At 67.9% G+C, this 24,340-nt stretch carries 32 protein-coding genes and 1 pseudogene; 22 read left to right on the plus strand and 11 right to left on the minus strand.

Annotation, left to right across the window (positions count from 1 at the left end; genetic code table 11):
- Positions 1-11: 11 nt before the first annotated feature.
- From CV103_RS09215 to ykgO, 3 genes are read right to left on the minus strand one after another with little or no spacing between them, the layout of a single operon-like run.
- Positions 12-443 (minus strand): DUF1810 domain-containing protein, encoded by a 432-nt coding sequence (locus tag CV103_RS09215; RefSeq protein WP_015459449.1) that lies wholly within the window; start codon positions 441-443, stop codon positions 12-14.
- 6 nt (positions 444-449) lie between these two features.
- Positions 450-1,055 (minus strand): HAD family hydrolase, encoded by a 606-nt coding sequence (locus CV103_RS09220; protein ID WP_107394731.1) that lies wholly within the window; start codon positions 1,053-1,055, stop codon positions 450-452.
- A gap of 14 nt (positions 1,056-1,069) precedes the next feature.
- Entirely contained in the window at positions 1,070-1,195 is a 126-nt protein-coding gene (ykgO, locus tag CV103_RS09225) for a type B 50S ribosomal protein L36 (protein WP_004210176.1), read from the minus strand.
- 180 nt (positions 1,196-1,375) lie between these two features.
- Between ykgO and CV103_RS09230 the strand changes: the two genes are divergently transcribed.
- The 3 genes from CV103_RS09230 (at position 1,376) to CV103_RS09240 (ending at position 3,749) form a co-directional block, all read left to right on the plus strand.
- Positions 1,376-1,969 carry a DUF4136 domain-containing protein gene (locus tag CV103_RS09230; RefSeq protein ID WP_015459451.1) on the plus strand — a complete coding sequence of 198 codons (594 nt, stop codon included), beginning with the start codon at positions 1,376-1,378 and terminating at the stop codon, positions 1,967-1,969.
- Between the two features lie 26 nt (positions 1,970-1,995).
- A complete protein-coding gene (locus CV103_RS09235; RefSeq protein WP_070932692.1) occupies positions 1,996-3,114 on the plus strand; it encodes a M14 family metallopeptidase in 1,119 nt (372 codons plus the stop codon).
- A gap of 131 nt (positions 3,115-3,245) precedes the next feature.
- Positions 3,246-3,749 (plus strand): nuclear transport factor 2 family protein, encoded by a 504-nt coding sequence (locus CV103_RS09240; RefSeq protein ID WP_107394732.1) that lies wholly within the window; start codon positions 3,246-3,248, stop codon positions 3,747-3,749.
- A 47-nt stretch (positions 3,750-3,796) separates the two neighbouring features.
- On the opposite strand, the gene CV103_RS09245 is transcribed toward CV103_RS09240, so the two are convergent.
- Genes CV103_RS09245 through CV103_RS09255 form a run of 3 tightly spaced genes read right to left on the minus strand, consistent with a single transcriptional unit; the run spans position 3,797 to position 6,904 of the window.
- Positions 3,797-4,531 carry a TadE/TadG family type IV pilus assembly protein gene (locus CV103_RS09245; protein WP_236626781.1) on the minus strand — a complete coding sequence of 245 codons (735 nt, stop codon included), beginning with the start codon at positions 4,529-4,531 and terminating at the stop codon, positions 3,797-3,799.
- Complete coding sequence (locus CV103_RS09250) at positions 4,524-5,111, minus strand: TadE/TadG family type IV pilus assembly protein (RefSeq protein ID WP_070932696.1); 588 nt, start codon at positions 5,109-5,111, stop codon at positions 4,524-4,526. The genes CV103_RS09245 and CV103_RS09250 overlap by 8 nt, the downstream gene beginning before the upstream one ends.
- Positions 5,108-6,904, minus strand: a complete 1,797-nt coding sequence (locus CV103_RS09255; RefSeq protein WP_245896748.1) for a Tad domain-containing protein — start codon at positions 6,902-6,904, stop codon at positions 5,108-5,110. The genes CV103_RS09250 and CV103_RS09255 overlap by 4 nt, the downstream gene beginning before the upstream one ends.
- Positions 6,905-7,023: 119 nt before the next feature.
- Between CV103_RS09255 and CV103_RS09260 the strand changes: the two genes are divergently transcribed.
- Positions 7,024-7,677: a hypothetical protein gene (locus tag CV103_RS09260; RefSeq protein WP_107394746.1), complete on the plus strand. Its 654-nt coding sequence runs from the start codon at positions 7,024-7,026 to the stop codon at positions 7,675-7,677.
- Positions 7,678-7,726: 49 nt separating this feature from the next.
- The gene (locus CV103_RS09265; protein ID WP_107394733.1) at positions 7,727-8,197 is read left to right on the plus strand and encodes an EF-hand domain-containing protein; all 471 of its coding nucleotides are present in this window, start codon (positions 7,727-7,729) and stop codon (positions 8,195-8,197) included.
- 3 nt (positions 8,198-8,200) lie between these two features.
- Here CV103_RS09265 and trmFO read toward each other — a convergent pair whose 3' ends face one another.
- A complete protein-coding gene (gene trmFO / locus CV103_RS09270; protein ID WP_107394734.1) occupies positions 8,201-9,517 on the minus strand; it encodes a methylenetetrahydrofolate--tRNA-(uracil(54)-C(5))-methyltransferase (FADH(2)-oxidizing) TrmFO in 1,317 nt (438 codons plus the stop codon).
- A 51-nt stretch (positions 9,518-9,568) separates the two neighbouring features.
- On the opposite strand from trmFO, the gene CV103_RS09275 reads away from it, so the two are divergent.
- The 11 genes from CV103_RS09275 to CV103_RS22120 all read left to right on the plus strand — a co-directional run bounded on the left by CV103_RS09275 (position 9,569) and on the right by CV103_RS22120 (position 18,411).
- Positions 9,569-9,958, plus strand: a complete 390-nt coding sequence (locus CV103_RS09275; RefSeq protein WP_107394735.1) for a VOC family protein — start codon at positions 9,569-9,571, stop codon at positions 9,956-9,958.
- A complete protein-coding gene (locus CV103_RS09280; RefSeq protein ID WP_107394736.1) occupies positions 9,940-10,587 on the plus strand; it encodes a DUF2306 domain-containing protein in 648 nt (215 codons plus the stop codon). Before CV103_RS09275 ends, CV103_RS09280 begins: the two co-directional genes overlap by 19 nt.
- A complete protein-coding gene (locus tag CV103_RS09285) occupies positions 10,587-11,018 on the plus strand; it encodes a DUF488 domain-containing protein (protein WP_070935486.1) in 432 nt (143 codons plus the stop codon). The genes CV103_RS09280 and CV103_RS09285 overlap by 1 nt, the downstream gene beginning before the upstream one ends.
- 128 nt (positions 11,019-11,146) lie before the next feature.
- Positions 11,147-11,449 (plus strand): hypothetical protein, encoded by a 303-nt coding sequence (locus CV103_RS09290; RefSeq protein WP_236626782.1) that lies wholly within the window; start codon positions 11,147-11,149, stop codon positions 11,447-11,449.
- Positions 11,450-11,456: 7 nt separating this feature from the next.
- The gene (locus CV103_RS09295) at positions 11,457-12,122 is read left to right on the plus strand and encodes a response regulator transcription factor (protein WP_015459464.1); all 666 of its coding nucleotides are present in this window, start codon (positions 11,457-11,459) and stop codon (positions 12,120-12,122) included.
- 306 nt (positions 12,123-12,428) lie between these two features.
- Positions 12,429-13,736 (plus strand): sensor histidine kinase, encoded by a 1,308-nt coding sequence (locus CV103_RS09300; protein ID WP_015459465.1) that lies wholly within the window; start codon positions 12,429-12,431, stop codon positions 13,734-13,736.
- 137 nt (positions 13,737-13,873) lie between these two features.
- The gene (locus CV103_RS09305; protein ID WP_245896750.1) at positions 13,874-14,482 is read left to right on the plus strand and encodes a GAF domain-containing protein; all 609 of its coding nucleotides are present in this window, start codon (positions 13,874-13,876) and stop codon (positions 14,480-14,482) included.
- Between the two features lie 109 nt (positions 14,483-14,591).
- Positions 14,592-15,998 (plus strand): aldehyde dehydrogenase family protein, encoded by a 1,407-nt coding sequence (locus CV103_RS09310; RefSeq protein WP_107394748.1) that lies wholly within the window; start codon positions 14,592-14,594, stop codon positions 15,996-15,998.
- A 188-nt stretch (positions 15,999-16,186) separates the two neighbouring features.
- Positions 16,187-17,461, plus strand: a complete 1,275-nt coding sequence (locus CV103_RS09315; RefSeq protein ID WP_015459468.1) for an SAM-dependent methyltransferase — start codon at positions 16,187-16,189, stop codon at positions 17,459-17,461.
- Between the two features lie 89 nt (positions 17,462-17,550).
- Complete coding sequence (locus tag CV103_RS09320; protein ID WP_146163405.1) at positions 17,551-18,066, plus strand: hypothetical protein; 516 nt, start codon at positions 17,551-17,553, stop codon at positions 18,064-18,066.
- A gap of 99 nt (positions 18,067-18,165) precedes the next feature.
- On the plus strand, positions 18,166-18,411 hold the full coding sequence (locus CV103_RS22120) for a hypothetical protein (RefSeq protein WP_146163406.1): 246 nt from the start codon (positions 18,166-18,168) through the stop codon (positions 18,409-18,411).
- Between the two features lie 39 nt (positions 18,412-18,450).
- On the opposite strand, the gene CV103_RS09325 is transcribed toward CV103_RS22120, so the two are convergent.
- Complete coding sequence (locus CV103_RS09325) at positions 18,451-19,743, minus strand: MFS transporter (RefSeq protein WP_015459471.1); 1,293 nt, start codon at positions 19,741-19,743, stop codon at positions 18,451-18,453.
- 145 nt (positions 19,744-19,888) lie between these two features.
- Between CV103_RS09325 and pgsA the strand changes: the two genes are divergently transcribed.
- Genes pgsA through CV103_RS09340 form a run of 3 tightly spaced genes read left to right on the plus strand, consistent with a single transcriptional unit; the run spans position 19,889 to position 21,149 of the window.
- Positions 19,889-20,437 (plus strand): CDP-diacylglycerol--glycerol-3-phosphate 3-phosphatidyltransferase, encoded by a 549-nt coding sequence (gene pgsA, locus CV103_RS09330; RefSeq protein ID WP_015459472.1) that lies wholly within the window; start codon positions 19,889-19,891, stop codon positions 20,435-20,437.
- A 5-nt stretch (positions 20,438-20,442) separates the two neighbouring features.
- Complete coding sequence (gene moaD / locus CV103_RS09335; protein ID WP_107394738.1) at positions 20,443-20,703, plus strand: molybdopterin converting factor subunit 1; 261 nt, start codon at positions 20,443-20,445, stop codon at positions 20,701-20,703.
- The gene (locus CV103_RS09340; RefSeq protein WP_015459474.1) at positions 20,700-21,149 is read left to right on the plus strand and encodes a molybdenum cofactor biosynthesis protein MoaE; all 450 of its coding nucleotides are present in this window, start codon (positions 20,700-20,702) and stop codon (positions 21,147-21,149) included. The genes moaD and CV103_RS09340 overlap by 4 nt, the downstream gene beginning before the upstream one ends.
- On the opposite strand, the gene CV103_RS09345 is transcribed toward CV103_RS09340, so the two are convergent.
- Positions 21,140-21,580, minus strand: a complete 441-nt coding sequence (locus CV103_RS09345) for a GFA family protein (protein WP_015459475.1) — start codon at positions 21,578-21,580, stop codon at positions 21,140-21,142. The two genes, CV103_RS09340 and CV103_RS09345, sit on opposite strands and share 10 nt — an antisense overlap.
- Before the next feature lie 38 nt (positions 21,581-21,618).
- On the opposite strand from CV103_RS09345, the gene CV103_RS09350 reads away from it, so the two are divergent.
- Positions 21,619-22,281, plus strand: a complete 663-nt coding sequence (locus CV103_RS09350; RefSeq protein ID WP_107394739.1) for a hypothetical protein — start codon at positions 21,619-21,621, stop codon at positions 22,279-22,281.
- A 2-nt stretch (positions 22,282-22,283) separates the two neighbouring features.
- On the opposite strand, the gene aroB is transcribed toward CV103_RS09350, so the two are convergent.
- Together aroB and CV103_RS09360 are read right to left on the minus strand one after the other, a co-directional pair.
- On the minus strand, positions 22,284-23,384 hold the full coding sequence (aroB, locus tag CV103_RS09355; protein ID WP_107394740.1) for a 3-dehydroquinate synthase: 1,101 nt from the start codon (positions 23,382-23,384) through the stop codon (positions 22,284-22,286).
- The gene (locus tag CV103_RS09360) at positions 23,381-23,920 is read right to left on the minus strand and encodes a shikimate kinase (protein WP_015459478.1); all 540 of its coding nucleotides are present in this window, start codon (positions 23,918-23,920) and stop codon (positions 23,381-23,383) included. The genes aroB and CV103_RS09360 overlap by 4 nt, the downstream gene beginning before the upstream one ends.
- A 93-nt stretch (positions 23,921-24,013) precedes the next feature.
- On the opposite strand from CV103_RS09360, the gene CV103_RS22395 reads away from it, so the two are divergent.
- Complete coding sequence (locus CV103_RS22395; RefSeq protein WP_015459479.1) at positions 24,014-24,151, plus strand: hypothetical protein; 138 nt, start codon at positions 24,014-24,016, stop codon at positions 24,149-24,151.
- A pseudogene (locus tag CV103_RS09365) lies at positions 24,132-24,340 on the plus strand (hypothetical protein); the annotation flags it as partial. The gene CV103_RS22395 and the pseudogene CV103_RS09365, both read left to right, overlap by 20 nt.

Raw genomic sequence — 24,340 nt, forward strand, 5'->3', positions numbered from 1 at the left:
GGGATCGGATCCTAAAGCCGCTCCAACGTGCGGGCGTCGCGCTGGCCGTCGTAGAAGGCGTCGAGCGCGGCGGCGAAGGGTTCTGCGGCGGGATCGGCCGCGACGGCATCGAACAGGGTGAGCGAGGAGCGGAGCTTGAGGGCGTCGATGCCGCCCATGATCGCTTCCGGCGGCCGGCCGGCATGGGCCAGCAGCGCGCGGGTGATGGCGCGCAGCCTTTCGCCGAGGATCGGGTGGGCGAGGAAGGCGCGGGCTTCGGCGGCCGAGGCGATGGCGTAGCGCTGGGCCATGACGCTGTGGCCGAGCCCTTCGATCTGAGGGAAGACGAACCACATCCAGTGGCTGCGCTTGGCGCCGGCGGTGATCTCCGCCAGCGCGGCGGCGTAGCTGGCTTCCTGCGCGGCGAGGAAGCGGGCGAGATCGTGGGGATCGCCGCCGGCCATCGGCGATCAGCCCGGCAGCAGCCCGCGCGCGACGAGATCGGCGCGCAGCGTGGGCGCATCGCGGAAATGGTGGCCGATCAGCCCGGCGGCTTCGCCCGCGGCGACATTGTCCGCCCGGTCGTCCACGAACAGCGCCTCGCCGGGGGCAAGGCCGAATCGCGCCATGGCGCGGCGGAAGATTTCGGGATCGGGCTTCACCAGCTTCTCCTCGCCGGAGACGAGGATATCACGGAAGCGATCGAACAGCGCGGCATGATCCGCGCGGAAGGGCGGCCAAAATTCGGCCGAGAAGTTGGTGAGCGCGAACAGCGGCACGCCCGCTTCGTCGAGTGCGGCGACGATTTCCGGGCTGCCGGGGATGGGGCCGGGCACCATCTCCCCGAATCGCGGGCCGAACTGGGCGATCAGCGGCGCATATTCAGGATGGAGCGTCGCCAGCTCCGCGCTGGTTTCCGCGAACGGGCGGCCGGCATCGTGCTGGCTGTGCCATTCGAAGGTAACGACATGCGCGAGAAAATCCTCCAGCGCCGCCCGATCGGGGATCAGGCGGGCATAGAGGTTTCTGGGATGCCAGTCGAAAAGGACGTGGCCGACATCGAAGATGACGGCCATCGGCCGGGCGTGGATCAGCCCTGGCGCGCCTTGAAGCGACGGTTGGTCTTGTTGATGACGTAGGTGCGGCCACGACGACGGATCACGCGATTGTCGCGGTGACGCCCCTTGAGCGATTTGAGCGAATTGCGGATCTTCATGGCTTGAACGCCTGCCTTATCTTTCATCAGTCTGGAAAAAGCGAGGCGCTCCCCTATTCAACGCCCGGCCCCGAGTCAAGCATGTGCGCGGCCTTTGCGCGCGGCATGCAGCAAAAGACGTTGGACAAGCGTTTCGATCCACGTCCATGTGGTGCTTCAACATAGCTGGGGAATCTCTCCATGTCGCTTCGCCGCCTCGTTCTTTCCGGTTTCGTGCTGACGCTCGTCGCGGGCTGCGCCTCGCAGGTGCCGCCCGTGCAGGTGACGCGATTCCACCTCGGCCAGCCGATCGCCCGCGGCGAGATCGTGGTGGAGCCGCGCGATCCCACGCTGGCCAACAGCCTCGAATTCCGCAGCCAGGCGGAGGCGGTGAGCGCCGAGCTGGCCCGGCTGAACTTCCGGCTGGCGCCGGGCATCGCCAAGTCCGAGCTGGTCGCCGTGGTCGATGTGACGCGGCGCACCCGCCGCGATGCGGATACGGGATCGGGCGTGTCGGTGGGGCTGGGCGGCGGCAGCTATGGCGGCGGCGTGGGCGTTGGCGGCGGGGTGAGCTTCCCGATCGGCAAGAGCAAGTCCAGGGACGTGGACCTGACCGAGCTTGCGGTGCAGATCAAGCGCCGATCCGAAGGCACAGTGATCTGGGAAGGCCGCGCCAGGAGCGAGGCGCGCGCCGGCACGCCGGGCGCGGCCCCCGCCGCCGCGGTGCAGCGGCTGGCCGCCGCCCTGTTCAAGGATTTCCCCGGCGAATCGGGCCGCGTGGTGACGGTGAAGTAATCGGTGCAGGCGTAGGTATGGGTGACATGGATATCGGCATTTCGGCGGCGTTCGACAGCGGCAACATCATCGTCAAGGGACGGGAAGGGGACCGGTTCGACCTGGAGATCGCCCGCGATCATGAGTCGGACTTCTACCAATGGTTCCATTTCCGGCTGACGGGCGCGGCGGGACGGACGGTGACGCTGCGCATCCTGAACGCGGGCGGATCGGCCTATCCGGGCGGCTGGCCCGGCTACCGCGCCCGCGTGTCCGAGGATCGCGAGACGTGGCGGCAGGCGGAGACCGACTATGCCGACGGGGTGCTCACCATCCGCCACATGCCGGCCACCAACAACGCCTGGTTCGCTTATTTCGCGCCTTATTCGATGGAGCGGCACCATGATCTGGTCGCCCGGATCGCCAGCCGCGAGGGCGTGACCCATCGTTCGCTCGGCCGCACGCTGGACGGGCAGGAGATCGACTGTCTCTCGCTGGGCGACGGCCCCCGGCAGGTGTGGCTCTATGCCCGCCAGCATCCGGGCGAGACCATGGCCGAATGGTGGATGGAAGGCGCGCTGGAACGGCTGACCGACCGGCAGGACAGCGTGGCCCGCCGGCTGCGCGCGGCCGCCACCTTCCACATCGTCCCCAACATGAACCCGGATGGTTCGCGGCGCGGCCACCTGCGCACCAATGCGGCCGGCGTGAACCTGAATCGCGAATGGCACAAGCCCTCGGCGGAGCGCAGCCCGGAGGTGCTCCACACGCTGGCGCGGATGGACGAGACGGGCGTGGACTTCGCCATGGACGTGCATGGCGACGAGGCGATCCCCCATGTCTTCCTCGCGGGGTTCGAGGGCATTCCCAAATGGACCGAGCGGCAGGGCGCGCTCTACGCCCGCTTCCGCGACACGCTGGCTGCCCGCACGCCCGATTTCCAGACGGCGCACGGCTATGAGACGGCCGCCCCCGGCAAGGCCAACCTCTCCATGTCCACCAACCAGCTCGCCAACCGCTTCGATTGCGTGGCGATGACGCTGGAGATGCCGTTCAAGGACAATGACGACTTGCCCGACGCCGCCTTCGGCTGGTCGCCCGCGCGATCGAAGCGGCTGGCCGAGGATTGCCTGGCCACCTTGTGCGAGATGATCGGGGATATCTAAACGGCCATGATCTTGGCCCTTCCGTCACCCTGAACTTGTTTCGGGGCCTGTGGCGCCGCAGGCGAAGGGATCGCCTGCGGAAAACGGGTGCCGAAGCAAGTTCGGCATGACGGGCGGCATCGGGAGAGCGCATGACCCTGCGGTTGGAGGATATCGAGCGGATCAAGCAGCTCAAGCATCGCTACATGCGGATGCTGGACAGCGGCGACAGCGAGGGGCTGGCCGGCTGCTTCGTGCCCGAGGCGACGATCCGCTACGAGGGCGGTTCCTACCTCTACGAGGCGAACGGGCGCGACGAGATCATCGCCATGCTCGGCCAGATGCAGAACAACCAATATGTCGGCATGCACCTGGCGCTGATGCCCGAGATCGACGTGGCGGAAGACGGCGCCGTAGCCGAGGGGCGCTGGTATATGGTCGACTGGGCGGTGAACATGGCCACCAACCGCATGACCCACGGCACCGCGCTCTATCACGACCATTATGTCCACCGCGACGGCGAATGGCGCATCCGCCATTCCGGCTATGTCCGCCTGTTCGAACGGGTGGAGATGCTGAAGGAGCCGATCGACCTCAAGAGCCACGCCTTCGCCCGCTTCGGCCCGCCGATGCTGGGAGGGGTGCTGCCGCGGTAGTAAGGCAGGCGGGCTCTTGCCGTGGGCCTGCCGGGTCGTCAGTCCGGTCAGCTATAATAGCGGTTGCAGGTGGAGCGCTGACCGGCGGCGATGCCCCCGGTCTTCATCACCTGATCCGAGCGCTGGCGGACGTTGAAGGCGCTGGTGTAGCGGATCGTGCGATCCTTCAGGATCGAATTGGGGACCAGCGGCTGATAATCATAGACGACCTCCACGAACATCAGCGCGGTGCCGGGGCTGGCGCCGATCTGGTTGTTGGCCGGGCCGATGCCGGTCGGCGTGGGGGTGCCGTTGGCTTCAGGCAGGGATTTGGCCTGGTCGCTGGATTTGGTGGCGTCCGAATCCGCCTCGCTCCCATTGGTGATGATCGTCCCGCCCTTGGTCCTGGGCGCGCCGAAGCTGGAGGCGGCCTGCTTCATCCCGAAGCAGCGCTGCCAGCGGATCCACTGGTTGGGTTTGCCGTTGGTCATGGTCGGTGCGACCGTGCGGGGCTCCACGCTGGACAGGATGATCCGGCCATGATCGGCGAAGTCGATGCTCTGGCCCACCAGCTTGGCGCCGATGAACAGCTCGTTGATGTCATATTCGTCGATCGAATCGCGCACGCGCGCGGCATTGTCGGCAGTGGCCATGGCGATCTGGCTGATGCGCAGATGGGCGATGGCATAGTTGGCCGTTTCGATGCCCGCTAGCCCGAGCAGCAGCAGCAGCGGAAGGACAAAGGCGAATTCGGTCATCGCCACGCCACTTTGGCTGCGGTGGAGGGTGGAGAGGTCAGCCACCGGGGCATACCTCCTTGGGGATGGTCTGCGATGCATAAGGCTGGTTGCGCAGCACCGTGCCGGAGCTGACGGTGGCCGTGGGCGAGAAGCCGAAGATCTTGGTCAGCGGCACCAGCCGCTCGAAACTGGCCGTCACCTTGTAATAGACGATGTCGTCCGATCCACCGAGGCCGGCGCGTCCGGCGACGGTGTTGCGGATGCCGTCACCGTTCAGATCCTCGAAGCAGTCGCTGGGGTCTTCGCCCACTGGGCCACGATCCTTGGTGATCTTCTCCGGCCGGCCGATGCCCGAATATTCGTAATAGTTGGTCTTCTCGATCTCGATCGTGGCGGTGTTGGAGAAAGCGGAAAGCTGATCGCGTATATATTCGTCCACCTTATCGGCGGGCATATCGCCCACCGTGGCCAGCCGCGCCGCCCGGTGGACGGTGCCCTCCACCACCGATCCCAGATACATGCTGTAACCGAAATCAATGAAGCCCAGCAGGATGCCCAGGAACGGCAGCATCACGAATGCCAGTTCGACGATGGTGGCGCCCCGCTGGTCGCGGGCGAGCCGGTTCCGGCACGCGCGCGTCATTGGGTGAGCCTCAGCGAGCCGATATTCTTACCGATTTCCACGAACTTGGCGATCAGCTGGGCTTTGTCGGACGATTTCGAAACCTGATTCGGGCTGCTGGCGCACTCCTTCAGCGCGGCGCTGGGATCGGTGGAAGTGAAGCTGATCACCCAGATCGACACGCTCTGGCCCTTGATTGCGTGGCAGACCATCTTGAACCGCTGCTCGTGGCGGCTCGTCTGGGTCGAGGTGTTTGCGGTGCCGGTGATCTTCCTGTCGAGTTGTTCGATGCCATAAGCGGAATAGCTGTCGACATTCGGCGCCAGCGCGCCATCGGTCAGGAAGATCAGGAAGCGGCTGACCGGCATGCTGCCGACCTGCTCGGGATTGTCGCTCTTGAACACGCCTTTTCGGGAGAGCAGTCGGCCGCCCCAGATCAGCCCGATATCGTGATAGGTGCCGCCGGTGGTGACCAGATTATCGATATAGGCCTTGAGGTCGTCTCTCGACCAGGCGGTGAGCCGGCGAGCTTCGGACGGGCAGGCCGTATAGGCGTTTTCCGGTGTCGTCGGAGTCCCCTTCCTGGGCAGATATTCACCATTGATATCCGCGCTCGTTCCCGCTGCACGAAGATAGGTTACCTCTGGCCAGAAGGGTTTCCAGCGGGTTTCCTTGCTGTTCGGAATGAGGTCCAGGTCAAGGTCATGGGCGCCGGAGGGGATGGTATAGTCCGAAGACGTCGTGATCGATGACGTCGTTTGGGCTTCCTCGATGCAGCCCGCCCACTTGGCTTTCTTCGTCGTTCCGCTATCCCTGGACGGGACGTCCACCTCGTTGCCCTTGACGAAATTGGCGATATCATACTCTACGGGCATGTATATCCAGGTGGACTGATTGCCTGTGCTGTCGGAATCATAATATGTGCATTGCTTGTTGCTATAGGAGCGATATTCGGCAGGAATATCGTTGCAATCGGATTGGTTGTTGACAGCCTTGGTGTGCTTGTATGTCAACTTTCGCGAATGGTAAGTCCATTTATCGCTTTCAACATAGCTATTGTTTATGCCCCTAACCACGTTTCCGACGTTCACGTTGCTGGAGTAGGGCACGATTCCATAGCGGAGTTGCAGGCCGGCCTTTTTAAGCTGATCCTGAACCGGCGCCAGCTCGTCGTAGAGAGCCATAACGGCCTCTCGCAGGGCGGCGATCTTGGGACTGCCGCCAAGATTTTCATCCATCGATTTGGTGACGTCCAGCACCAGCATGACATCGGTGTTCACGAAATCCTGGCGCGCATCGCATGTGACCGAGAGCGGCAGATATTCGAAGCCGAATATCTTCATGATCGATGTCGGGATGCGCGTCTGCGCGCTCACCAGCACGGTCGTCTTTCCCTTTTCCGTGCCATCCTTGGCCTTGGTGGATAAGGTGAAATGATCGGTATCGAAGCTGCCTTGCGGGAAGTTGAAGTTGAAGAATTTCTCCGCTTCGGTGGTGACGGTGCTGTCCACCACGCCCGCGCTCATCGCGCGGCGGCCGGCGAGGGCGGCGGCGTCGCAGGCGACTTGCAGGCGTGATTGGGCGGCATAGGCGCGGCTCAGATCGATGCCGGAGCCGATGAGGCAGAGCAGCGGGATGATCGCCGCCGTGGCGATGGCGAGCACGTTGCCGCGGGTATCGTCGCGCAGCCGTGCCAGGAATCCGCGCCGGCCCTTTTCGTGCAGGCCCTTCGGATGATTGCGTATTTCGCGTTCGTTTATCCGAGCCATTTGGTCGCCCCGCCCGGCGCCCCACGCGCGCCTGTCTGCCTTCATCGCAGGGAAGGGCTAAGGCTATCTGAAATCCCGTGGTTAACGCGGCGTTGCCGTCGTTCGGCCGTGGGCTTGCGCAATATCGGTTGGGCGGCGCGCGCGGCGGGATTATGGCGGGCGGCATGATCCCGCCCGACGATCCCGAACGCGCGCTCGCGCTTGTCTATGCGCCGGCGGACCGGCGGGCGGCGCTGGCGGTGCTGTGGCGGCTGGACGAGCGGCTGGGCGCGGTGCTGGCGATGGCGCAGGAGCCGATGATCCGCGCGATCCGCCTGGCCTGGTGGCGCGAGGCGCTGGAGGCGCTGGACGACGGCCCCCCGCCGGACGAGCCGCTGCTGCAGGACGTGGCGGCGCATATCCTGCCGCTGGGCCTTGCCGGCGCCGATGTCGCGGCGCTGGAGGAAGGCTGGGCGGCGCTGGCGGATCTGCCGCCGGACCTTGGTCGTCACGCGCGCGCGCGCGGGCGCGCCTTGTTCGATCTGTCGGCGCGGCTGCTGGGCGAGGCCGCGCCGCGCGACCTGGCCGATGCCGGGGAGGGCTGGGCGCTGATCGACCGGCTGGCCGCCGGAGACGGGCCGGACGAGGATCGGGCGGAATTGCAGGCGCGGGCGGCGGCGTTGCTGGCGCGGCGGCGCTGGCCGCGCGCGCTGCGGCCGCTGGGCGTGCTGGCGGCGCTGGCGCGGCACGATGCGCGGGCGGGCGATCCGGCGGCGCGGCGGCAGGGATCGCCGGCGCGGCTCGGCCGGGCGATCGTTGCGGGACTGCTTGGCCGCTGAGCGGAGACGCGATAGCCTTCCGCCCCAGGGGACATGGGGGGAGACGATCATGGCGCGATTCCTGGCGGGCGTCGCATCGGCGCTGCTGCTGGCGGCTGCGGGTTTCTTCTGGTGGAGCGGGCGGGCGGCGGATGCGGGGCCGGCCGCGCTGCCGCCGGCCCCGCTGATCGCAGCACCCGCCGATGCGGGCGCGGATACGGACCCGCCCCAGGCGAGCGAGCGGACGCGCGAGCAGCGCCGCTTCGCCCGCTACGATCGCGACAGGGACGGCCGGGTCGGCCGCGAGGAATATCTGGCGGCGCGGCGCAAGGCCTTCGCCAAGCTCGATACCAATGGCGACGGCCGGCTTTCGTTCGAGGAATATGCCGTCCGCACGATCGACAAGTTCGGCCAGGCCGATGCGGATCGTTCGGGCGCGCTGGACGCTGCCGAGTTCGCCACCACCCGCGTCGCCCGCAAGGCGCCCGCCCGCCCCAACTGCCCGCCGCCGCCCGCGCGAGACGAGGGCGAGGAGGGCTGAGGATCAGGCGGCGGCGCCGATCCAGTCGGCAAGCTTTTCCCGCGCGCGCGTCGTATAGAGCAGCTTGCGGTCGGCCTTCTTCGTCCGGCCGGGGATGGGCGGGAACAGGCCGAAATTGACGTTCATCGGCTGGAACGTCTCCGCATCCGCGCCGCCGGTGATATGGCCCAGCAGCGCGCCGAGCGCGGTTTCGACCGGCGGCGGCGCCAGCGTGCGGCCGCCCAGATCGGCGGCGGCGAAACGCGCGGCAAGCAGGCCGACGGCGGCGGATTCGATATAGCCTTCGCAGCCGGTGATCTGGCCGGCGAAGCGGATGTGCGGCGCGCTCTTCAGCCGTAGCTCGCCATCCAGCAGGCGCGGCGAATTGATGAAGGTGTTGCGGTGCAGCCCGCCCAGCCGGGCGAATTCCGCCTTTTCCAGCCCCGGTATGGTGCGGAAGATGCGGACCTGTTCGGCATGCTTCAGCTTCGTCTGGAAGCCGACGATGTTCCACAGCGTGCCGAGCGCATTATCCTGGCGGAGCTGGACGACGGCATAGGGCCAGCGCCCGGTGCGCGGATCATCGAGGCCGACCGGCTTCATCGGCCCGTGGCGCAGCGTATCGACGCCGCGTTCGGCCATCACCTCGATCGGCATGCAGCCGTCGAAATAGGGCGTATCGGCCTCCCATTCCTTGAAGGCGGTCTTCTCGCCCGTCATCAGCGCATCGATGAAGGCGAGATACTGGTCCTTGTCGAGCGGGCAGTTGATATAATCCTTGCCGTCGCCCTTGTTCCAGCGGCTCTGGAACCAGGCCACGTCCATGTCGATCGTGTCGCGGTGGACGATGGGGGCCAGCGCATCGAAGAAGGCGAGTTCCGCCTCGCCGGTTTCGGCGAGGATGGATTGCGCGAGCGGCGCGGCCGTCAGCGGGCCGGTGGCGATGATCGCCGGGCCTTGCGGCAGGCCGTCCACGCGTTCGCGCACCAGCTCGATCCGCTCATGATCCGAAACCCGTTTCGTCACGGCGGCGGAGAAGCCGTCCCGGTCCACGGCCAGCGCGGAGCCCGCCGGCACGCGATGCGCGTCGGCGCAGGCCATGATGAGTGAGTTAAGCTGGCGAAGCTCGGCATGGAGCAGGCCGACGGCGTTGCTTGCCGCGTCGTCGGAACGGAAGCTGTTGGAACAGACCAGCTCGGCCAGGTCGTCCGTCTTGTGCGCGGGCGTGCCTTCCACGCCGCGCATCTCGGAAAGCCGCACGCGATATCCGGCCTCGGCCATCTGCCACGCGGCCTCGGACCCGGCCAGCCCGCCGCCGATGATATGAATGTCGTGAGTCATGGCGAAGTGCGATAGAAGGTTAAGCGCACGGAAGCGAGTGGGAGCGGGAGCTTGATCGACCATATCGGCTTGACGGCAACGGACATCGCCCGGTCGCGGGCTTTCTATGCGGCGGCGCTCGCGCCGCTCGGCATCGCCCTCGTCATGGAGATAACGCCCGAGATGAAGGGCACGCCCGGCAGCGCGCTGGGCTATGGCTGCGAAGGCAAGCCCTTCTTCTGGATATATGGCGATGCCCCGGCGGGGGGCGAGGTGCATGTCGCCTTCGCGGTGCCCGATCGCGCCGCCGTCGATGCCTTCCACGCCGCCGCGATCGCCGCCGGCGGCAGGGACAATGGCGCGCCCGGCCTGCGGCCGCATTATCATGCCGATTATTACGGCGCCTTCGCGCTCGATCCCGACGGCCATAATATCGAGGCGGTATGCCACGCGCCGGCCTGAGCCGATCGGGCTGGGCCGGCTTCGCGATCGCGGGCCTGCTGGCGCTGGGGGTGTCGGCCTATGCCGCGCGCTATCCGATCGTCGGGCCGCCCGCCTTCGCGGCGGGCCTGCGGGATAGCTTCCTCCGGCACCCCTGGGCGATCTACGTCCATGCCGGTTTCGGCGCGGTGGCGCTGGGCGTGGGCTTCATCCAGCTGAATCCCGCGATCCGATCGGCAAGCTATGGGCTGCACCGCTGGCTGGGGCGGGCTTATGCCACCGCCGCGATCCTCGGCGGCGCGGCCGGCCTCTACCTGGCGCCTTATGCCGATACGGGGCCGATTGCGGCCACCGGCTTCGGCCTGCTCGCGGTGCTGACGATGCTGACGACCGCCGCCGGCTGGATCGCCATCCGGTCCCGCCGGGTTGCCGCGCATCGCCGCTGGATGATCCGCAGCTATGCCCTGATCTTCGCCGCCGTGACGCTCCGTATCGAGCTGCCGCTGCTGATCATGGCGTTCGGCGATTTCGTGCCGGCCTATCGCATCGTCGCCTGGCTGTGCTGGGTGCCCAACCTGCTCGCGGCCGAATGGTGGCTGCGCCGCGCCGGCGCGCGGATGCCGCCGGAACTGGGCGGGGCGGCCGCCTGATGCGGATTTTCACGATCGGCTATGAAGGCGCGACCCAGGCGGACTTCATCGCCGCGCTGCGCGATGCGGGCGTGAAGCGGGTGATCGACGTGCGCGCCGTGCCGCTGTCCCGCAAGCCCGGTTTCTCCAAGACCGTGCTGGCGGCGGGGCTGAAGGAGGCCGGCATCGATTATGTCCACCTGAAGCCGCTCGGCACGCCGCCGGCCGGGCGCGAGGCGGCGCGCAAGGGGGACAGGGCCGGCCTCGAATCCGTCTATGCCGGGCAACTGGAGCAGCCGGACGCGATCGTCGCGGCGGCGCGGATGATCGAGCTGGCCGGGGAGGCGCCGAGCGCCCTCCTCTGTTTCGAGCGCGATCCCGCCGCCTGCCATCGTAGCCTGCTGCTGGCCGCCGTGGCGCCCGATGCCGAGGTGGTGGATCTTTACGCCTGAAGGGGCGGGCCGCGCGGCTGTTCAGGCCGGGATGGCCGTTTTCCGCGCCTTTCGCGCGACGATTGGCGCAAGGCTGTGGCATTCATGACCTATTCAAGGCGGAGGCCCTATGCCACAAGCCCATGCCGATGAAGACTTTAGTTCTGCCCTGCTTGGCGGGCACCCTTGCCGTCAGCGCGATCGCCGCGCCGGCGGAGGCCGGCCGCCGCGATCAGGATGCCGCGTTCGAAGCCGTGCGCAGCGGCCGCAGCCAGCCGTTGCCGATGCTGGAGCGCCGCGTGCTGCCGCAGATCAGGGGCGATTATCTCGGCCGACCCGAATATGATGCAGGATCGAACATGTATCGCATGAAGTTCATGCGGAACGGTTCCGTGATATGGATCGACGTGGACGGACGCACCGGCCAGATCCTTCGCCGTTCGGGAGAATGACTGAAATATGCGCGTACTGATTGTCGAGGACGAGCCGAATCTCGGCCGCCAGCTTCGCGCCACGCTCGAAGGAGCGGGCTATGCCGTCGATCTGGCCACCGATGGCGAGGACGGCCATTTCCTGGGCTCCACCGAAAATTACGATGCGATCATCCTCGATCTGGGCCTGCCCAAGCTCGACGGGCTGACCGTGCTCGACAGGTGGCGCAAGGAAGGCAAGGAAACCCCCGTGCTGGTGCTGACGGCGCGGGACAGCTGGTCGGACAAGGTGGCGGGCCTCGATGCCGGCGCCGACGACTATCTCGCCAAGCCCTTCCAGACGGAGGAGCTGATCGCCCGGCTGCGCGCGCTGATCCGCCGCGCCTCGGGCAATGCTTCGTCCGAGCTGGTGGCGGGCGACGTGCGGCTCGACACGCGATCGGGCAAGGTCACGCTGGCCGGCGAGCCGGTGAAGATGACCGCGCAGGAATATAAGCTGCTGAGCTACCTGATGCACCACAAGGGCAAGGTGGTGAGCCGCACCGAGCTGATCGAGCATATCTACGACCAGGATTTCGATCGCGATTCGAACACGATCGAGGTGTTCGTCACCCGCATCCGCAAGAAGCTGGGCCAGGATGTGATCACCACCATCCGGGGCCTGGGCTACAGCCTCGAGGACCCGGACGCCTGAGAGATCGTTGGAAAATTCGCCTTCAGCGCATTTCAGGCGCCCCGATCCGGCCACCCATAACATATTGCCGCGGGGTGGCCGGCTGGGGGAGCGCGCCGGTGCCGTCCAATGGGCGAAAGCCCGTCCTCCAGCGGCCTTGAGCCGCCGATGAGCCAGCCGCCCGAGCCCGAAGCCGCGCCGCCGCCGTCTCCCGCAACGGAGGCGGTGCCGCTGCTTTATCGCCTGCCCGCCTTCCTGCGCCTGCTGCGCGCGCGGCTGCGGCCGCCGCCGTCCACCGCGCGATCCACCGGATCGCTCACGCGGCGGATGATCGTGATTTCGGCGGCGTGGATATTCGTGCTGCTGGTGGGCGGGGGCCTCGCGCTCGATCGCGTGCTTTCCTCCGCCATCACCCGCAATTTCGACGCGCAGCTCGAATATGTGCTGACGGCGATGATCGCATCGTCGGAAATCGGGCCGGACGGGGAGGTGCGCTTCAACCGGCCGCTCGCCGACCAGCGTTTCCTGGAGCCCTATTCGGGCCTTTATTACCAGATCAGCGGGCGCGGCTTCGAAACCTTCCGGTCGCGATCGCTGTGGGATCGGGCGCTGACGGTGAAGGCGCAGCATGGCGACGATTCGGTCCATGTCTATGACAGCCGCGAATTCGCCGACGAGCCGTTGCGCGTGCTGGAACGCGACGTGCGCCTGCCGGGATCGGGCACGCGCTGGCGCTTCCAGGTGGCGCAAGGGCGCGCGGCGCTGGACGAGCAGATCGCCACCCTGCGGCGCACGCTGGTGCGGTCCTTCGCCCTGCTGGGGCTGGGGCTGATCGTCGCGTCGGCGTTGCAGGCGACCTACGGCCTCTGGCCGCTGCGCAAGATAAGGCGCGGCATCAGCGCGGTGCGCGCCGGCCAGATCGCGCTGGTGGACGATGCCGTGCCCAACGAGATCGTGCCGCTGGTGGAGGAGCTGAACGCGCTGCTCGCCCATAATGAGAAGCAGGCGGAGGAAGCGCGCCGCCATGCCGGCAACCTCGCCCACGCGCTGAAGACGCCGCTCACCGTCATCATGAACGAGGCGACCGCCGGCAGCCCCGACCTCAAGGACACGGTGATCCGCGAGGCGACGACGATGCGCCGGCAGGTGGACCACCATCTCGCCCGCGCCCGCGCCGTCGGCCGGCGCGGCCAGATGCAGAGCCGGGCCGAGGTGTGGCCCGCGCTGAAGGCGGTGGAACGCGCCATGGCCCGGCTCCATCGCCATGTGACGGTGGACCTGGCCGGCGTGAAGGACGCCGCCGTCCATGTCGAGCATCAGGACCTCGAGGAGATCGTCGGCAACCTGATCGAGAATGCCGCCAAATATGGCCAGGGCCGCGTGTTCGTGGAGGTGAAGCGCGACGCCGGCTATGTCGAGATCATCGTCGAGGATGACGGCCCCGGCATTCCCGAGGCGGATCGGCGCGTGCTGTTCCATCGCGGGGCGCGGCTGGACACCGGCAAGCCGGGCACGGGCCTGGGCCTCGCCATCGTCCGCGATGTCGTGGAGATTTACGGCGGCACGGTCAGCCTGGAGGAAAGCGAGGATCTGGGCGGCCTGCTCGCGCGGCTGAGGCTGCCCGCGGCCGCCTGACATCCTTGCGGATGCCGCCGCCGGAGAATCGCATATCCGGCAGCTATGTGCGGAACGATCCGGTTTGAACGTATTTCTGCTCAAGGCACGGCGGATTCGCGTCCTATGCTTCGGAACGGGCAGGGGATATTGGGCTTGTGGTCGATCAACCCGGATATGGCCGCGATCGGATGAAGGGGGCGGCGGGCTTCGCCGACGAGGACGACCGCTGGTATAGCCTCGCCTCGACGATCGAGCAGCTTGCCGGCGCCCGTTCGGACGATGAGGTGATCGATATGCTGCGCGGATCGGCGCGCAGCATCGTGGGCGCGGACGGCATCGCCGTGGTGCTCAAGGACGGGGACCAGTGCTTCTATGTGGCCGAGGATGCGGTGGAGCCGCTCTGGGCCGGCCAGCGCTTCCCGGCTGAAACCTGCGTGTCCGGTTGGGCGATGCGCCACCGCCAGACGGCCGTCATCCCCGATATCACCGCCGATCCCCGCGTGCCGATCGAGGCCTATCGGCAGACCTTCGTTCGCAGCCTGGTGATGGTGCCGATCGGGGCGCCCGCGGCCATCGCCGCGCTGGGCGCCTATTGGGATCGCATCCGCGTGCCGAAGAAGACCGAGGTGGCGATGCCGGAGGCGCTGGCGCGATCGGCCGCGACCGCGATCGAGAATGCCCGGCTGATCGCGCGGCTCCATGCGATGAATCGGGATCTGGCGCAGAGGCTTGCGGAGCTTGACGGGCGATCCGGCCCGCACTGATGGCCGGTCCTTCGGCCACCCCCTCCAAACGGACTAGGACCGACTCCTCACCATCGCATAGCCTCCCCCGGAAACGCCGGCCCGAGCCGGCGGCATGGAGGATGACGAGATGGCCGAATATCAGATGCTGATCGATGGCGCGCTGACCGACGGATCGGCGGAGCTGGAGGTGGTGAACCCCGCGACCGGGCAGCCCTTCACCAGCGTCGCCCGCGCGTCCGAAGCCGATATGCTGCGCGCGATCGCCGCGGCCAAGGCGGCCCAGCCGGGCTGGGCGGCGAAGCCGCTCGCCGAACGGCAGGCGGCGCTGGTGCGCCTGGCCGACGCGATCGACGCGAACGCCGCCGATCTCGCCCGCACGCTGGTGATGGAGCAGGGCAAGCCGCTGGAGCAGGCCCAGGCCGAAACCGCCTATGCCGCCGTGTTCATCCGCCATTTCGCCGCCCAGTCGCTGGAGCCGGAGACGGTGCAGGACGACGAGGCCTATCACATCCAGGCCCATTATCGTCCGCTGGGCGTGGTCGCCGGCATCACGCCGTGGAATTTCCCGCTGCTGATCGGCTGCTACAAGCTCGCGCCCGCCGTGCTCCTGGGCAACAGCTTCATCTGGAAGGCCGCGCCGACCACGCCCGTCACCGCGCTGATGATCGGGAAGCTGGCGAAGGACATCTTCCCCGCCGGCATCGTCAACGTGCTGGTCGACAAGAACGATCTCGGCGCGGTGCTGACCTCGCACCCCGATGTCGCCAAGATCAGCTTCACCGGTTCCACGCCCACCGGCCGCAAGGTGATGGAGGCGGCGGCATCCTCGCTCAAGCGGCTGACGCTGGAGCTGGGGGGCAACGACGCCGGCATCGTCCTTCCCGACGCCGATATCGCCAAGACCGCGCAGCGCGCCGTGGGCAGCGCCTTCTTCAACGCCGGCCAGGTGTGCATCGCGCTGAAGCGCCTCTACGTCCACCGTTCCATCTATGAGGAGATGTGCGACGCGCTGGCGAGCGAGGTGGCGCAGCTCGCGCTGGGCGACGGGCTGGAGCAGGGCACCCGCGTCGGCCCGCTGCAGAACGCCCAGCAATATGAGAAGGCCAAGACCTATCTGGAGGCCGCCCACGCCGATGGCCGGGTGATCGCCGGCGGCCGCGCGCGCGAGGGCGGCGGTTACTTCATCGAGCCGACGCTGGTGCGCGACATCGGCGACGGATCGAAACTGGTGGACGAGGAGCAGTTCGCCCCGATCCTGCCGGTGATCGCCTATGACGACCCCGCCGACGTGATCGGCCGGGCCAATTCCTCCGAATATGGCCTGGGCGGATCGGTATGGTCCGAGGACATCGACAAGGCGGTGGCCGTCGCCAGCCAGATCGAAAGCGGCACGGTGTGGATCAACCACCATACCCATTTCGGCCCGCACATTCCCTTTGCGGGCGCCAAGCAATCGGGGCTCGGCGTGGAATTCGGCAAGGAGGGCCTCACCGAATTCGCCCAGCGCACGGTGATCAGCGTGTCGCGCGCCTGACCGGTGTTGCGGCGGCGGCGCCATCCCGCCGCCGCACCGGGGAGGAGCCGGCGTCGCCATCAAGCGCCGGTTCCTCCCCGTTTTTTGGGGCCCGGCCGGAGGCGCGGAGGAAAAGGCCGCGCCCTTTCTCTCCCGATTGCATTCGTCATCGACTTCGGCGCAAATGCGGGTCTGGGCTCGAGGACAGGATGAACGCCGAAAAACCCATGCGGGGCCGCCATCTGGTGACGGCCGATCGCGGATTTTCCACGGGCGGCGGCCTGTGGGCGCGGCTGCTGGCGCCCGGCTTCCGCCGGCTGCTGGACCATGTCGACCGCGGGCTGGAGGCGGGCGCGATCGATGCGACCCTGCCGGACGGCACCCGCCGGCTGCTGGGCGGCCGGGCTGACGGCCCCGTCGCCGTGGTCGAGGTGAGGAACTGGCGCGCGCTGGTGCGGCTGATCACCGGCGGATCGATCGGCTGGTATCGCGCCTGGGCGGAAGGCGAATGGACCAGCCCCGATCCCGTGCCGCTGTTCGATCTGTTCATGCGCAATCGCGTGGCTTTGGGCGAGATCGGCCGGGCGCAGGGGCTGGGCCGGCTGGTCAACCGCCTGCGCCACGCGCTCCGCCGCAACGATCGCAGCGGCGCGCGGCGCAATATCGAATTCCACTACGATCTCGGCAATGATTTCTACGCCGCCTGGCTCGACGGGACGATGGCCTATTCCAGCGCCCGCTTCGCCGAGCCGATTTCGGCCGACGAGCCGCTGGAGGCCGCGCAGGAGCGCAAGGTCAGGATGCTGCTCGACCGGCTGATGCTGAAGCCGGGGGATCATCTGCTGGAGATCGGCTGCGGCTGGGGCGGCCTCGCCGAGATCGCCGCGCGCGATTATGGCGCGCGGGTGACGGGCATCACGCTTTCGGCCGAGCAGAAGGCCTATGCCGAGGCGCGGATCGCCGCCGCGGGCTTCGCCGATCGGGTGGATTTCCGGCTGGTCGATTATCGCGACGTCCAGGGCCGCTTCGATGCGGTGGCCAGCGTCGAGATGGTGGAGGCGGTGGGCGAGGCCTATTGGCCGGCCTATCTGGAAGCGATCGCGCGGCTGCTGAAGCCGGGCGGCCGCGCCGGTATCCAGTTCATCGATATCGACGATGCGATCTTCGCCAATTATGCGACCGGCGCCGATTTCATCCAGGCCTATATCTTCCCCGGCGGGCTGCTGCTTTCGGAAAGCCGGTTCCGCGCCATCGCCGAGAAGGCGGGGCTGGCCTGGCAGGCGATCGACCGGTTCGGCCTGCATTATGCCGAAACGCTGCGGCGCTGGCGCGAACGCTTCGACCGGGCGGTGGCGGGCGGCGCGCTGCCGGCGGGGTTCGACGATGCCTTCGTGCGGCTGTGGCGTTACTACCTCATGTATTGCGAGGGCGGCTTTCGCGGGCGGGGAATCGATGTCGCGCAGGTGACGCTGGTGCGCGGCTGAAGCACGCCGCCGAACGATCGCACTTTATCGTTTCGGAACCGCAAGCGCCGCCATATGTTCGTTATCCCGAAGTCTGATGGGAGACGATGATGGCTGATACCCCGATCGGAGACGCCCCCGCCAAGCCGGTCCGCCGCCGGGCCGCCCGCTCGACCGCCAAATCGGCGACGACCAAGCGCACGGCACCCAAGGCCCCGGCGGCCGCCAAGCCCCGGATTGCGGCGAAGACGGCCCGGTCCGCTGCCGCCGCCAAATCGGCGCCGGCCAAGCCCGCCACCCGCGCCCGCGCGGCGATCGACAAGGTGGAAGCGGAGGTGAGCGCGCTGGCGAAATCGGCCTCCACCCGCGCCAAGGCCACGGCGAGCAAGGCGAAGGCCACCGCCGCCAAGGCGAAGGACAAGCTGCCGCCGGCCACCTCGCGCAACGTCGCCATCGGTGCTGCGGCCGCGGTCGTCGCGGTCGGCGCCGGCATCGCCGCGACGCTGGGGCGCAAGAAGATCGCGGCCACATCGGGCGAGATCGTCGAATCGGTGAAGAAATCGATCGCCAAGGCGCGGACGAAGAAACCGCCGACGACACCGGGCGGCGGCTCCACGCCGCTCTGACGGCCGGCCGGGCTGCTGCGATGTCCCGTCCCGCGACGGGACATCGCCCCGCAAATTCCGCAGGCGACAGAATCGTTACCAAGGCGTTAAGCCTTGCATATGATCGAGGCACGCACGGGATTCGGTGCCGGCCGTGGCACCCCATATCGATCGCCGGGCAGGGCGGGGCGACGGATTCGCCCGCTCCTCGCCGGTGCTGTCATCCGGCCGGTGGCGTCCGTGCCGCTGGCGCGGGGCGAAGCCTTGCCGGCGGACGCGGGATCGGGCTGGAAGGCCGAGGATGCGCGGCTGTTCGCGATCACCTTCGCGGCGGGATTCCTGTTCTTCCTGACCTTCCTGGGCTGAAGGGCCTTTCGTCCGGAGCCGGAGCGGGCATCGGCCCCGTCAGTCGCAGGCGCAGTGCAGCTTCCAGGCGATCCAGGCCGAAACCAGGCACATGGCGGCGACCAGCAGCAGCGACTGGACGACGGTGACGCCCATCGCCGTCAGCCCCATGATCGCCAGCGATCCCAGCACCATCGCCCCTGAATTGACGATATTGTTGGCGGCGACGGTGCGCGCCGTCTGATCCTTGGCGACGGTGGTGGTGAGGAAGGCGTAGAGCGGCACCACGAACATGCCGCCGCACACCGCCACCCCGAACAGGGCGGCGAACACCTCGATCGCGCCGGGATGGTGCGTGAATTCGGCGAGGCTGTAGAGATGCCCTTCCGGCTGCCCCTGCCAGCCATTGGCGACGTGGAACATGAACAGCACCGCCATGCCCATCGCGATCACGGCCGCCGGCGCGTAGCGGGCGGAGACATGGGCGCCGAGCAGGCGGTTGATGAGCACCGATCCGATGGCGACGCCGACCGAGAAGATGCCGAGGAACAGGCTGGCGACGGTCTCGTCGGCGGTGAACACATTCTTCACCAGCGGCGGGAAGATCACCACCAGGATCGATCCGATCGCCCAGAAGAAGCTGATTGCGCAGATCGCCAGGAACAGGCGGGGGATGTGCATCGTCGCCGATACCAGCCGGATCGAGGAGCGGACGATGTGGAAATCGAGCGGCGGCGTATCGCCCAGCGGCGGGGCCGGCGGCACCTGCCGGCCGGAAAGCCAGCCCAGCGCCGCGACGCCGAGGACGGTGACGGCCACCGCGCCCTCGTTGCGGCTCATGAAACCCGCCAGGATCGTGCCGGCGAGGATGGCGATATAGGTGCCGGCCTCGACCAGCCCGGTGCCGCCCAGCACCTCATCCTCCTTCAGGTGCTGGGGCAGGATCGCGTATTTTATCGGGCCAAAGAAGGTGGAATGGACACCCATTGCCAGCACCGCCAGCAGCATCAGCCCGATAGACCAGCCTTGCGCCACGGACGACAGCAGCAGGCCGGTGGCGCCCACGGCCATGATGCCGATTTCCGCCGTCTTCACCAGCCGGACGATGCGGGCCTTGTCGCGGGTGTCGGCAAGCTGGCCGGAAAGCGCGGACAGCAGGAAGAAGGGCAGGATGAACAGGCCGGTGGCGATGGCGTTGAACCAGGCTTCGACGCGGGGGTCCGAATAGACCTCGTAGGTGACGAACAGCACCATCGCGGTCTTGAAGAGGTTGTCGTTGAAAGCCCCCAGGAACTGGGTGACGAACAGCGGCAGGAACCGCCTTCTGGCTAGAAGCCCTATCGATGCATGCATGCCGAGCGTGGTTCGCCTTGTTCTTATCGGTCGCGCTGCATAGCCCATGGGCGGGGCGGGACCAAGCATTGTCGCCCGCCATGGCATCGCCATGCCGATCGCACTCCCCAAGGCCGGCAAAGCGCGCTAAGACGATGCCCGAAACATGCTGACCTTGCCCAATATCCTTACGCTTTCGCGCATTCTGGCGGTGCCGATCCTGGTATTCCTGCTGTGGAAGCCGGGCTGGTATGATTATGCGCTGGCCTTCGGCCTTTATGTGCTGATGGGCGTTACCGATTATTTCGACGGCTATCTCGCCCGCGCGCGGGGCACGGTTTCGAAGCTGGGCGTGTTCCTCGATCCGATCGCCGACAAGATCATGGTGGCGGCGGTGATCGTGATGCTCGTCTTCACCCGTGATATCGACGGCTATGCCGTGATCGCGGCGCTGGTGATCCTGCTGCGCGAGATCGCGGTTTCGGGCCTGCGCGAATTCCTGGCGGACCTGCGCGTATCGGTGCCGGTGAGCCAGCTTGCCAAGTGGAAGACGACCTTCCAGCTCGTCTCGCTGGGCGCGCTGATCCTGGCGGGCGCGGTGCCGCAATGGCCGTGGGTGGCCTGGGTCGGCTTCTTCAGCCTGTGGATGGCCGCCGCGCTCACCCTGCTGACCGGCTGGGATTATCTGCGCGTCGGCCTGAAGCATATGGACTAGTGCCCATGGCGGCGATCGAGATGCTCTATTTCGCCTGGGTGCGCGAGGCGGTCGGCACCGGCGCCGAAACGGTGACGCCGCCCGAGGGCGTCGCGACGCTGGGCGATCTCGTCGGCTGGCTTTCCGGCCGCTCGCCCGGCCATGCCACAGCCTTTGCCGAGCCGCATCGGCTGCGCGCGGCGATCGACCAGGATTTCGTGGATTTCGCGGCGCCGATCGCCGGCGCGCGGGAAATCGCGCTCTTTCCCCCGGTCACGGGGGGATGAGGGACATCCGCGTCCAGATCGAGCGCTTCGATCCGGGCGAGGAGCTGGCCCGGCTGGAGGCGCTGGGCGGCGGCGGGGTGGCGAGCTTCACCGGCATCGTCCGGGGCGAGGGCGGCCTTGTCGAGCTGCTGCTGGAACATCATCCCGGCATGACCGCACAGGCGATGGCGCGCATCGCGGTCGAGGCCGAACGGCGCTGGCCGCTGCTGGGGCTGACGCTGATCCACCGCCATGGGCCGCTGGCGCCGGGGGAGCGGATCGTGTTCGTCGGCACGGCGGCCATGCATCGCGGCCCGGCGCTGGAGGCCTCGGCCTTCCTGATCGACTGGCTGAAGACGGCCGCCCCCTTCTGGAAGCGCGAGCGCTTCGCCGACGGGCGCGAAGCCTGGGTGGAGCCGCGCGCGGGCGACGCGGCGGCGGCCGCGCGCTGGGACGATCAGGGCTGACCGGCGGGCTCGAAACGGAGATAGCCGGCAAGGCGGGGGCCGGATGCGGCCATGTCCCTGGGATGATGCACGCCGTCCAGCACCGGCACCTCGGTGAAATCGAACGGGCTCAGCCCTTCCAGGCAGGCGACGTTGACGCCATATTGCTGCGGGTTGGAGCGGCGTTGATGATGCGTGTAGATTCCGCAATGGCGGCAGAAATGGTGCTTCGCCGTCATGGTGTTGAACTGGTAGGTCGCGATCGCATCCTCGCCCGCGAGGATGGTGATGCCGGAAAGGTCGGCCGAAACCGCCACCGCGCCCCGCATCCGGCAATAGCTGCAGGTGCAGCGGCGCGCGGTGCGCAGCCCGTCCGTCAATTTCACGCGGAAGCGGACGCGGCCGCAATGGCAGGCGCCGTCGATCTCGCCGATATCCATGTCCACGCCCATATTCCGCCTCCGTCCCTTCTTTAACCGGAACGACAAGCATGAACGAAGCCGATAGCGCCAGCGAGAAAAGGGCCGAGGAAGCCGCGGCCATCCGCCGCCGCTGGATCACGCTGGGCGAGGTGCTGGCCGTGCTGGCGGTCGCCATCTCGGCGCTCACGCTCTGGCTGAATTGGTCGCAGCGCCGGGGCGAGGCGGTCGAGAAGGCGGCGCAATCCACGCGCGAGACGGCGCGGGCGGCGACACTCGTGCTCGGCGCCGCGCCCGAGGATCGCGGCGCCCGGCTGGCGATACGGCCGGTTTCCCCTTCCCAATCGGTGCAGAGCCAGACGATCCGCTTTCCGGCCGCGATCGGCGCCGACCCGGTCGAGACCACCGGCGAGCCGCGGATCGAAGCGCGCTGGTTCGATGCCGGGCTGAAGAAGGCGCGCAACCGCGCCGGCCTGCCGGACGACAGCCGGGGCGACGAGCGGCTGCCGGTGCTGATCGAAACCCGCTTCCTCGTCGATGGCGAGGCGCATGACGATATCGCCGTCTACGACATCGGCTACACCATACGCGGCCAGATGCTGAGCGGCCATCAGGTGACGCTGCGCGGGCTTTCGCTGGTGAAGCGGATCAAAGGCGGGGCGGGCGCCGACAAGGCCGGCCCCGCAGCGCTCGACGCCCGCTGGAACAGGCTCGTCCCCGCGAAGCACGACTGAACTCAGCGCGCCTCGTCGAGGAAGGCGGCCACCTCGGCCAGGTCGACATCCTTCGCCAGGAAGGTCCGGCCGATCCCGCGCGCCAGCAGGAAGGGCAGGCGCCCGCCCTCCATCTTCTTGTCGTGCATCATGTGCGCGACCAGCGCCTGGCCCGAGGCCGCGACGCCCGCATCGGCGAGCGTGGCCGGCAGGCCGACGGCGGACAGGTGGGCGGCGACGCGCGCGGCGTCCTCCGCCGGGCATAGCCCCATGCGCGCGGAGAAGGCGAAGGCCAGCGCCATGCCGGCGGCAACCGCTTCGCCATGCAGCAGGCGATCGGAAAAGCCGGTCTCCGCCTCCAGCGCGTGGCCGAAGGTGTGGCCGAGGTTGAGGAGCGCGCGGCGGCCGCTGGTCTCGCGTTCATCCTCGCCGACGATCGCGGCCTTGGCGGCGACGCTGCGGTGGATGGCATGTTCGCGGGCGTCGGCGTTGCCGGCGAGGAGCGCGGGCGCGTTCGCCTCGCACCAGCCAAAGAAGCCGGCATCGTCGATCAGGCCGTATTTCACGACCTCGGCATAGCCGGCGCGGACCTCGCGCGCGGGCAGCGTATCGAGCGTCGCGGGATCGATCAGCACATAGGCCGGCTGGTAGAAGCTGCCGATCAGGTTCTTGCCGGCGCGGGCGTTGATCGCCGTCTTGCCGCCGACCGAGGAATCGACCTGCGACAGAAGCGTGGTCGGCACCTGCACGAAGCCGCAGCCGCGCTTGAGGATCGAGGCGGCGAAGCCGGTGAGATCGCCGATCACGCCGCCGCCCAGCGCGATGATGTTGTCGTTGCGCTCCACCTCGCGATCGAGCAGCCAGTCGGTCACGCGCTCGAGGCTGGCCCAGCTCTTGGTCGCCTCGCCCGAAGGGAGGATGATGACGGCGTGGGCGATGCCGGCGGCGTCCAGGCTGGCGGTGAGCCGGCCGAGCTGCGCCTGCGCCACGGCCTCGTCCGTGACGATGGCGAAGCGGCCGCGCCGCGCGAAGGGGGCGAGCAGATCGCCCGCGCGATCGAGCGCGCCGGCCATGATGTCGATCGCATAGCTGCGATCACCCAGAGCGACCTCGACACGGCTCATAGCTTCAAGGCCCTCATGATGGCATCGACGGTGGCGTCGTGCGGCAGCGGCTGGCTGCGCACGCGGATCGGCGCCAGCGCGTAGACCGGATTGCGGATGGCGGCGAGCTCGCTCAGCACCTCGCGCGGATCGCGATCCTTTAGCAGCGGGCGCCCGTCGCGCCGGCCGACCCGATCGACCAGCACCTCGATATCGGCGTCCAGCCAGATGGCGGTCGCCTTGTCGAGAATCAGCTTGCGGGTTTCATCCTGCATGAAGGCGCCGCCGCCGGTCGCCACCACCTTGGGCGATCCGTCGATCAGCCGCTGGATCACCCGGCGTTCGCCGCTGCGGAACTCCGCCTCGCCGAATCGCTCGAAAATTTCGGGGATCGAAAGCCCGGCCGCGACCTCGATCTCGTGATCGGCATCGACGAAGGGAAGATGCAGGCGGGATGCCAGCCGGCGGCCGACGGTGGACTTGCCCGATCCCATCAGCCCGACCAGCACGATCGGCCGGCGGAGCGCGGCGTGGGAGGAATGGAGGGTATGCGGCATTGCGCGGGGGCTATACACAGAGCGGCGGCATCGGGCAAAAGCCGCGTGCCGGCTGCCTGGCGGCCGTCCAGGATTGGCGATCAAGGGAAGAATATGTCGCGTTTCGGGATCATCCTCATCGTCCTGCTGATCGTGCTTGTCGGCGGCGTCATATTCCTGTCGACGGTGGACACCGAAGTGCCGCCGGTGCGCGTGGAAAAGGCGATGCTGAATGAAGCTGCCGCGAAATAAGCTGGTCCTAGCCGCGCTGCTGGGCGGCGCGGCGCTGGGACCGGCGCTCTGGCCGGCCATGGGGCAGCAGGCCCCCGAATCGCTGTTGCCGCCCGGCTTCGGCGATCCCGCGCCCGCGCCGCCGGCGCAGCCCGCCCAACCCGCGCCGCCGAGCCGGCCCGCCGCGCCCGCCCCCGCGCCGGGCGCGCC

It is taken from the genome of Edaphosphingomonas fennica (assembly GCF_003034225.1).
GTDB classification, from domain to species: Bacteria; Pseudomonadota; Alphaproteobacteria; order Sphingomonadales; family Sphingomonadaceae; genus Sphingomonas_E; species Sphingomonas_E fennica.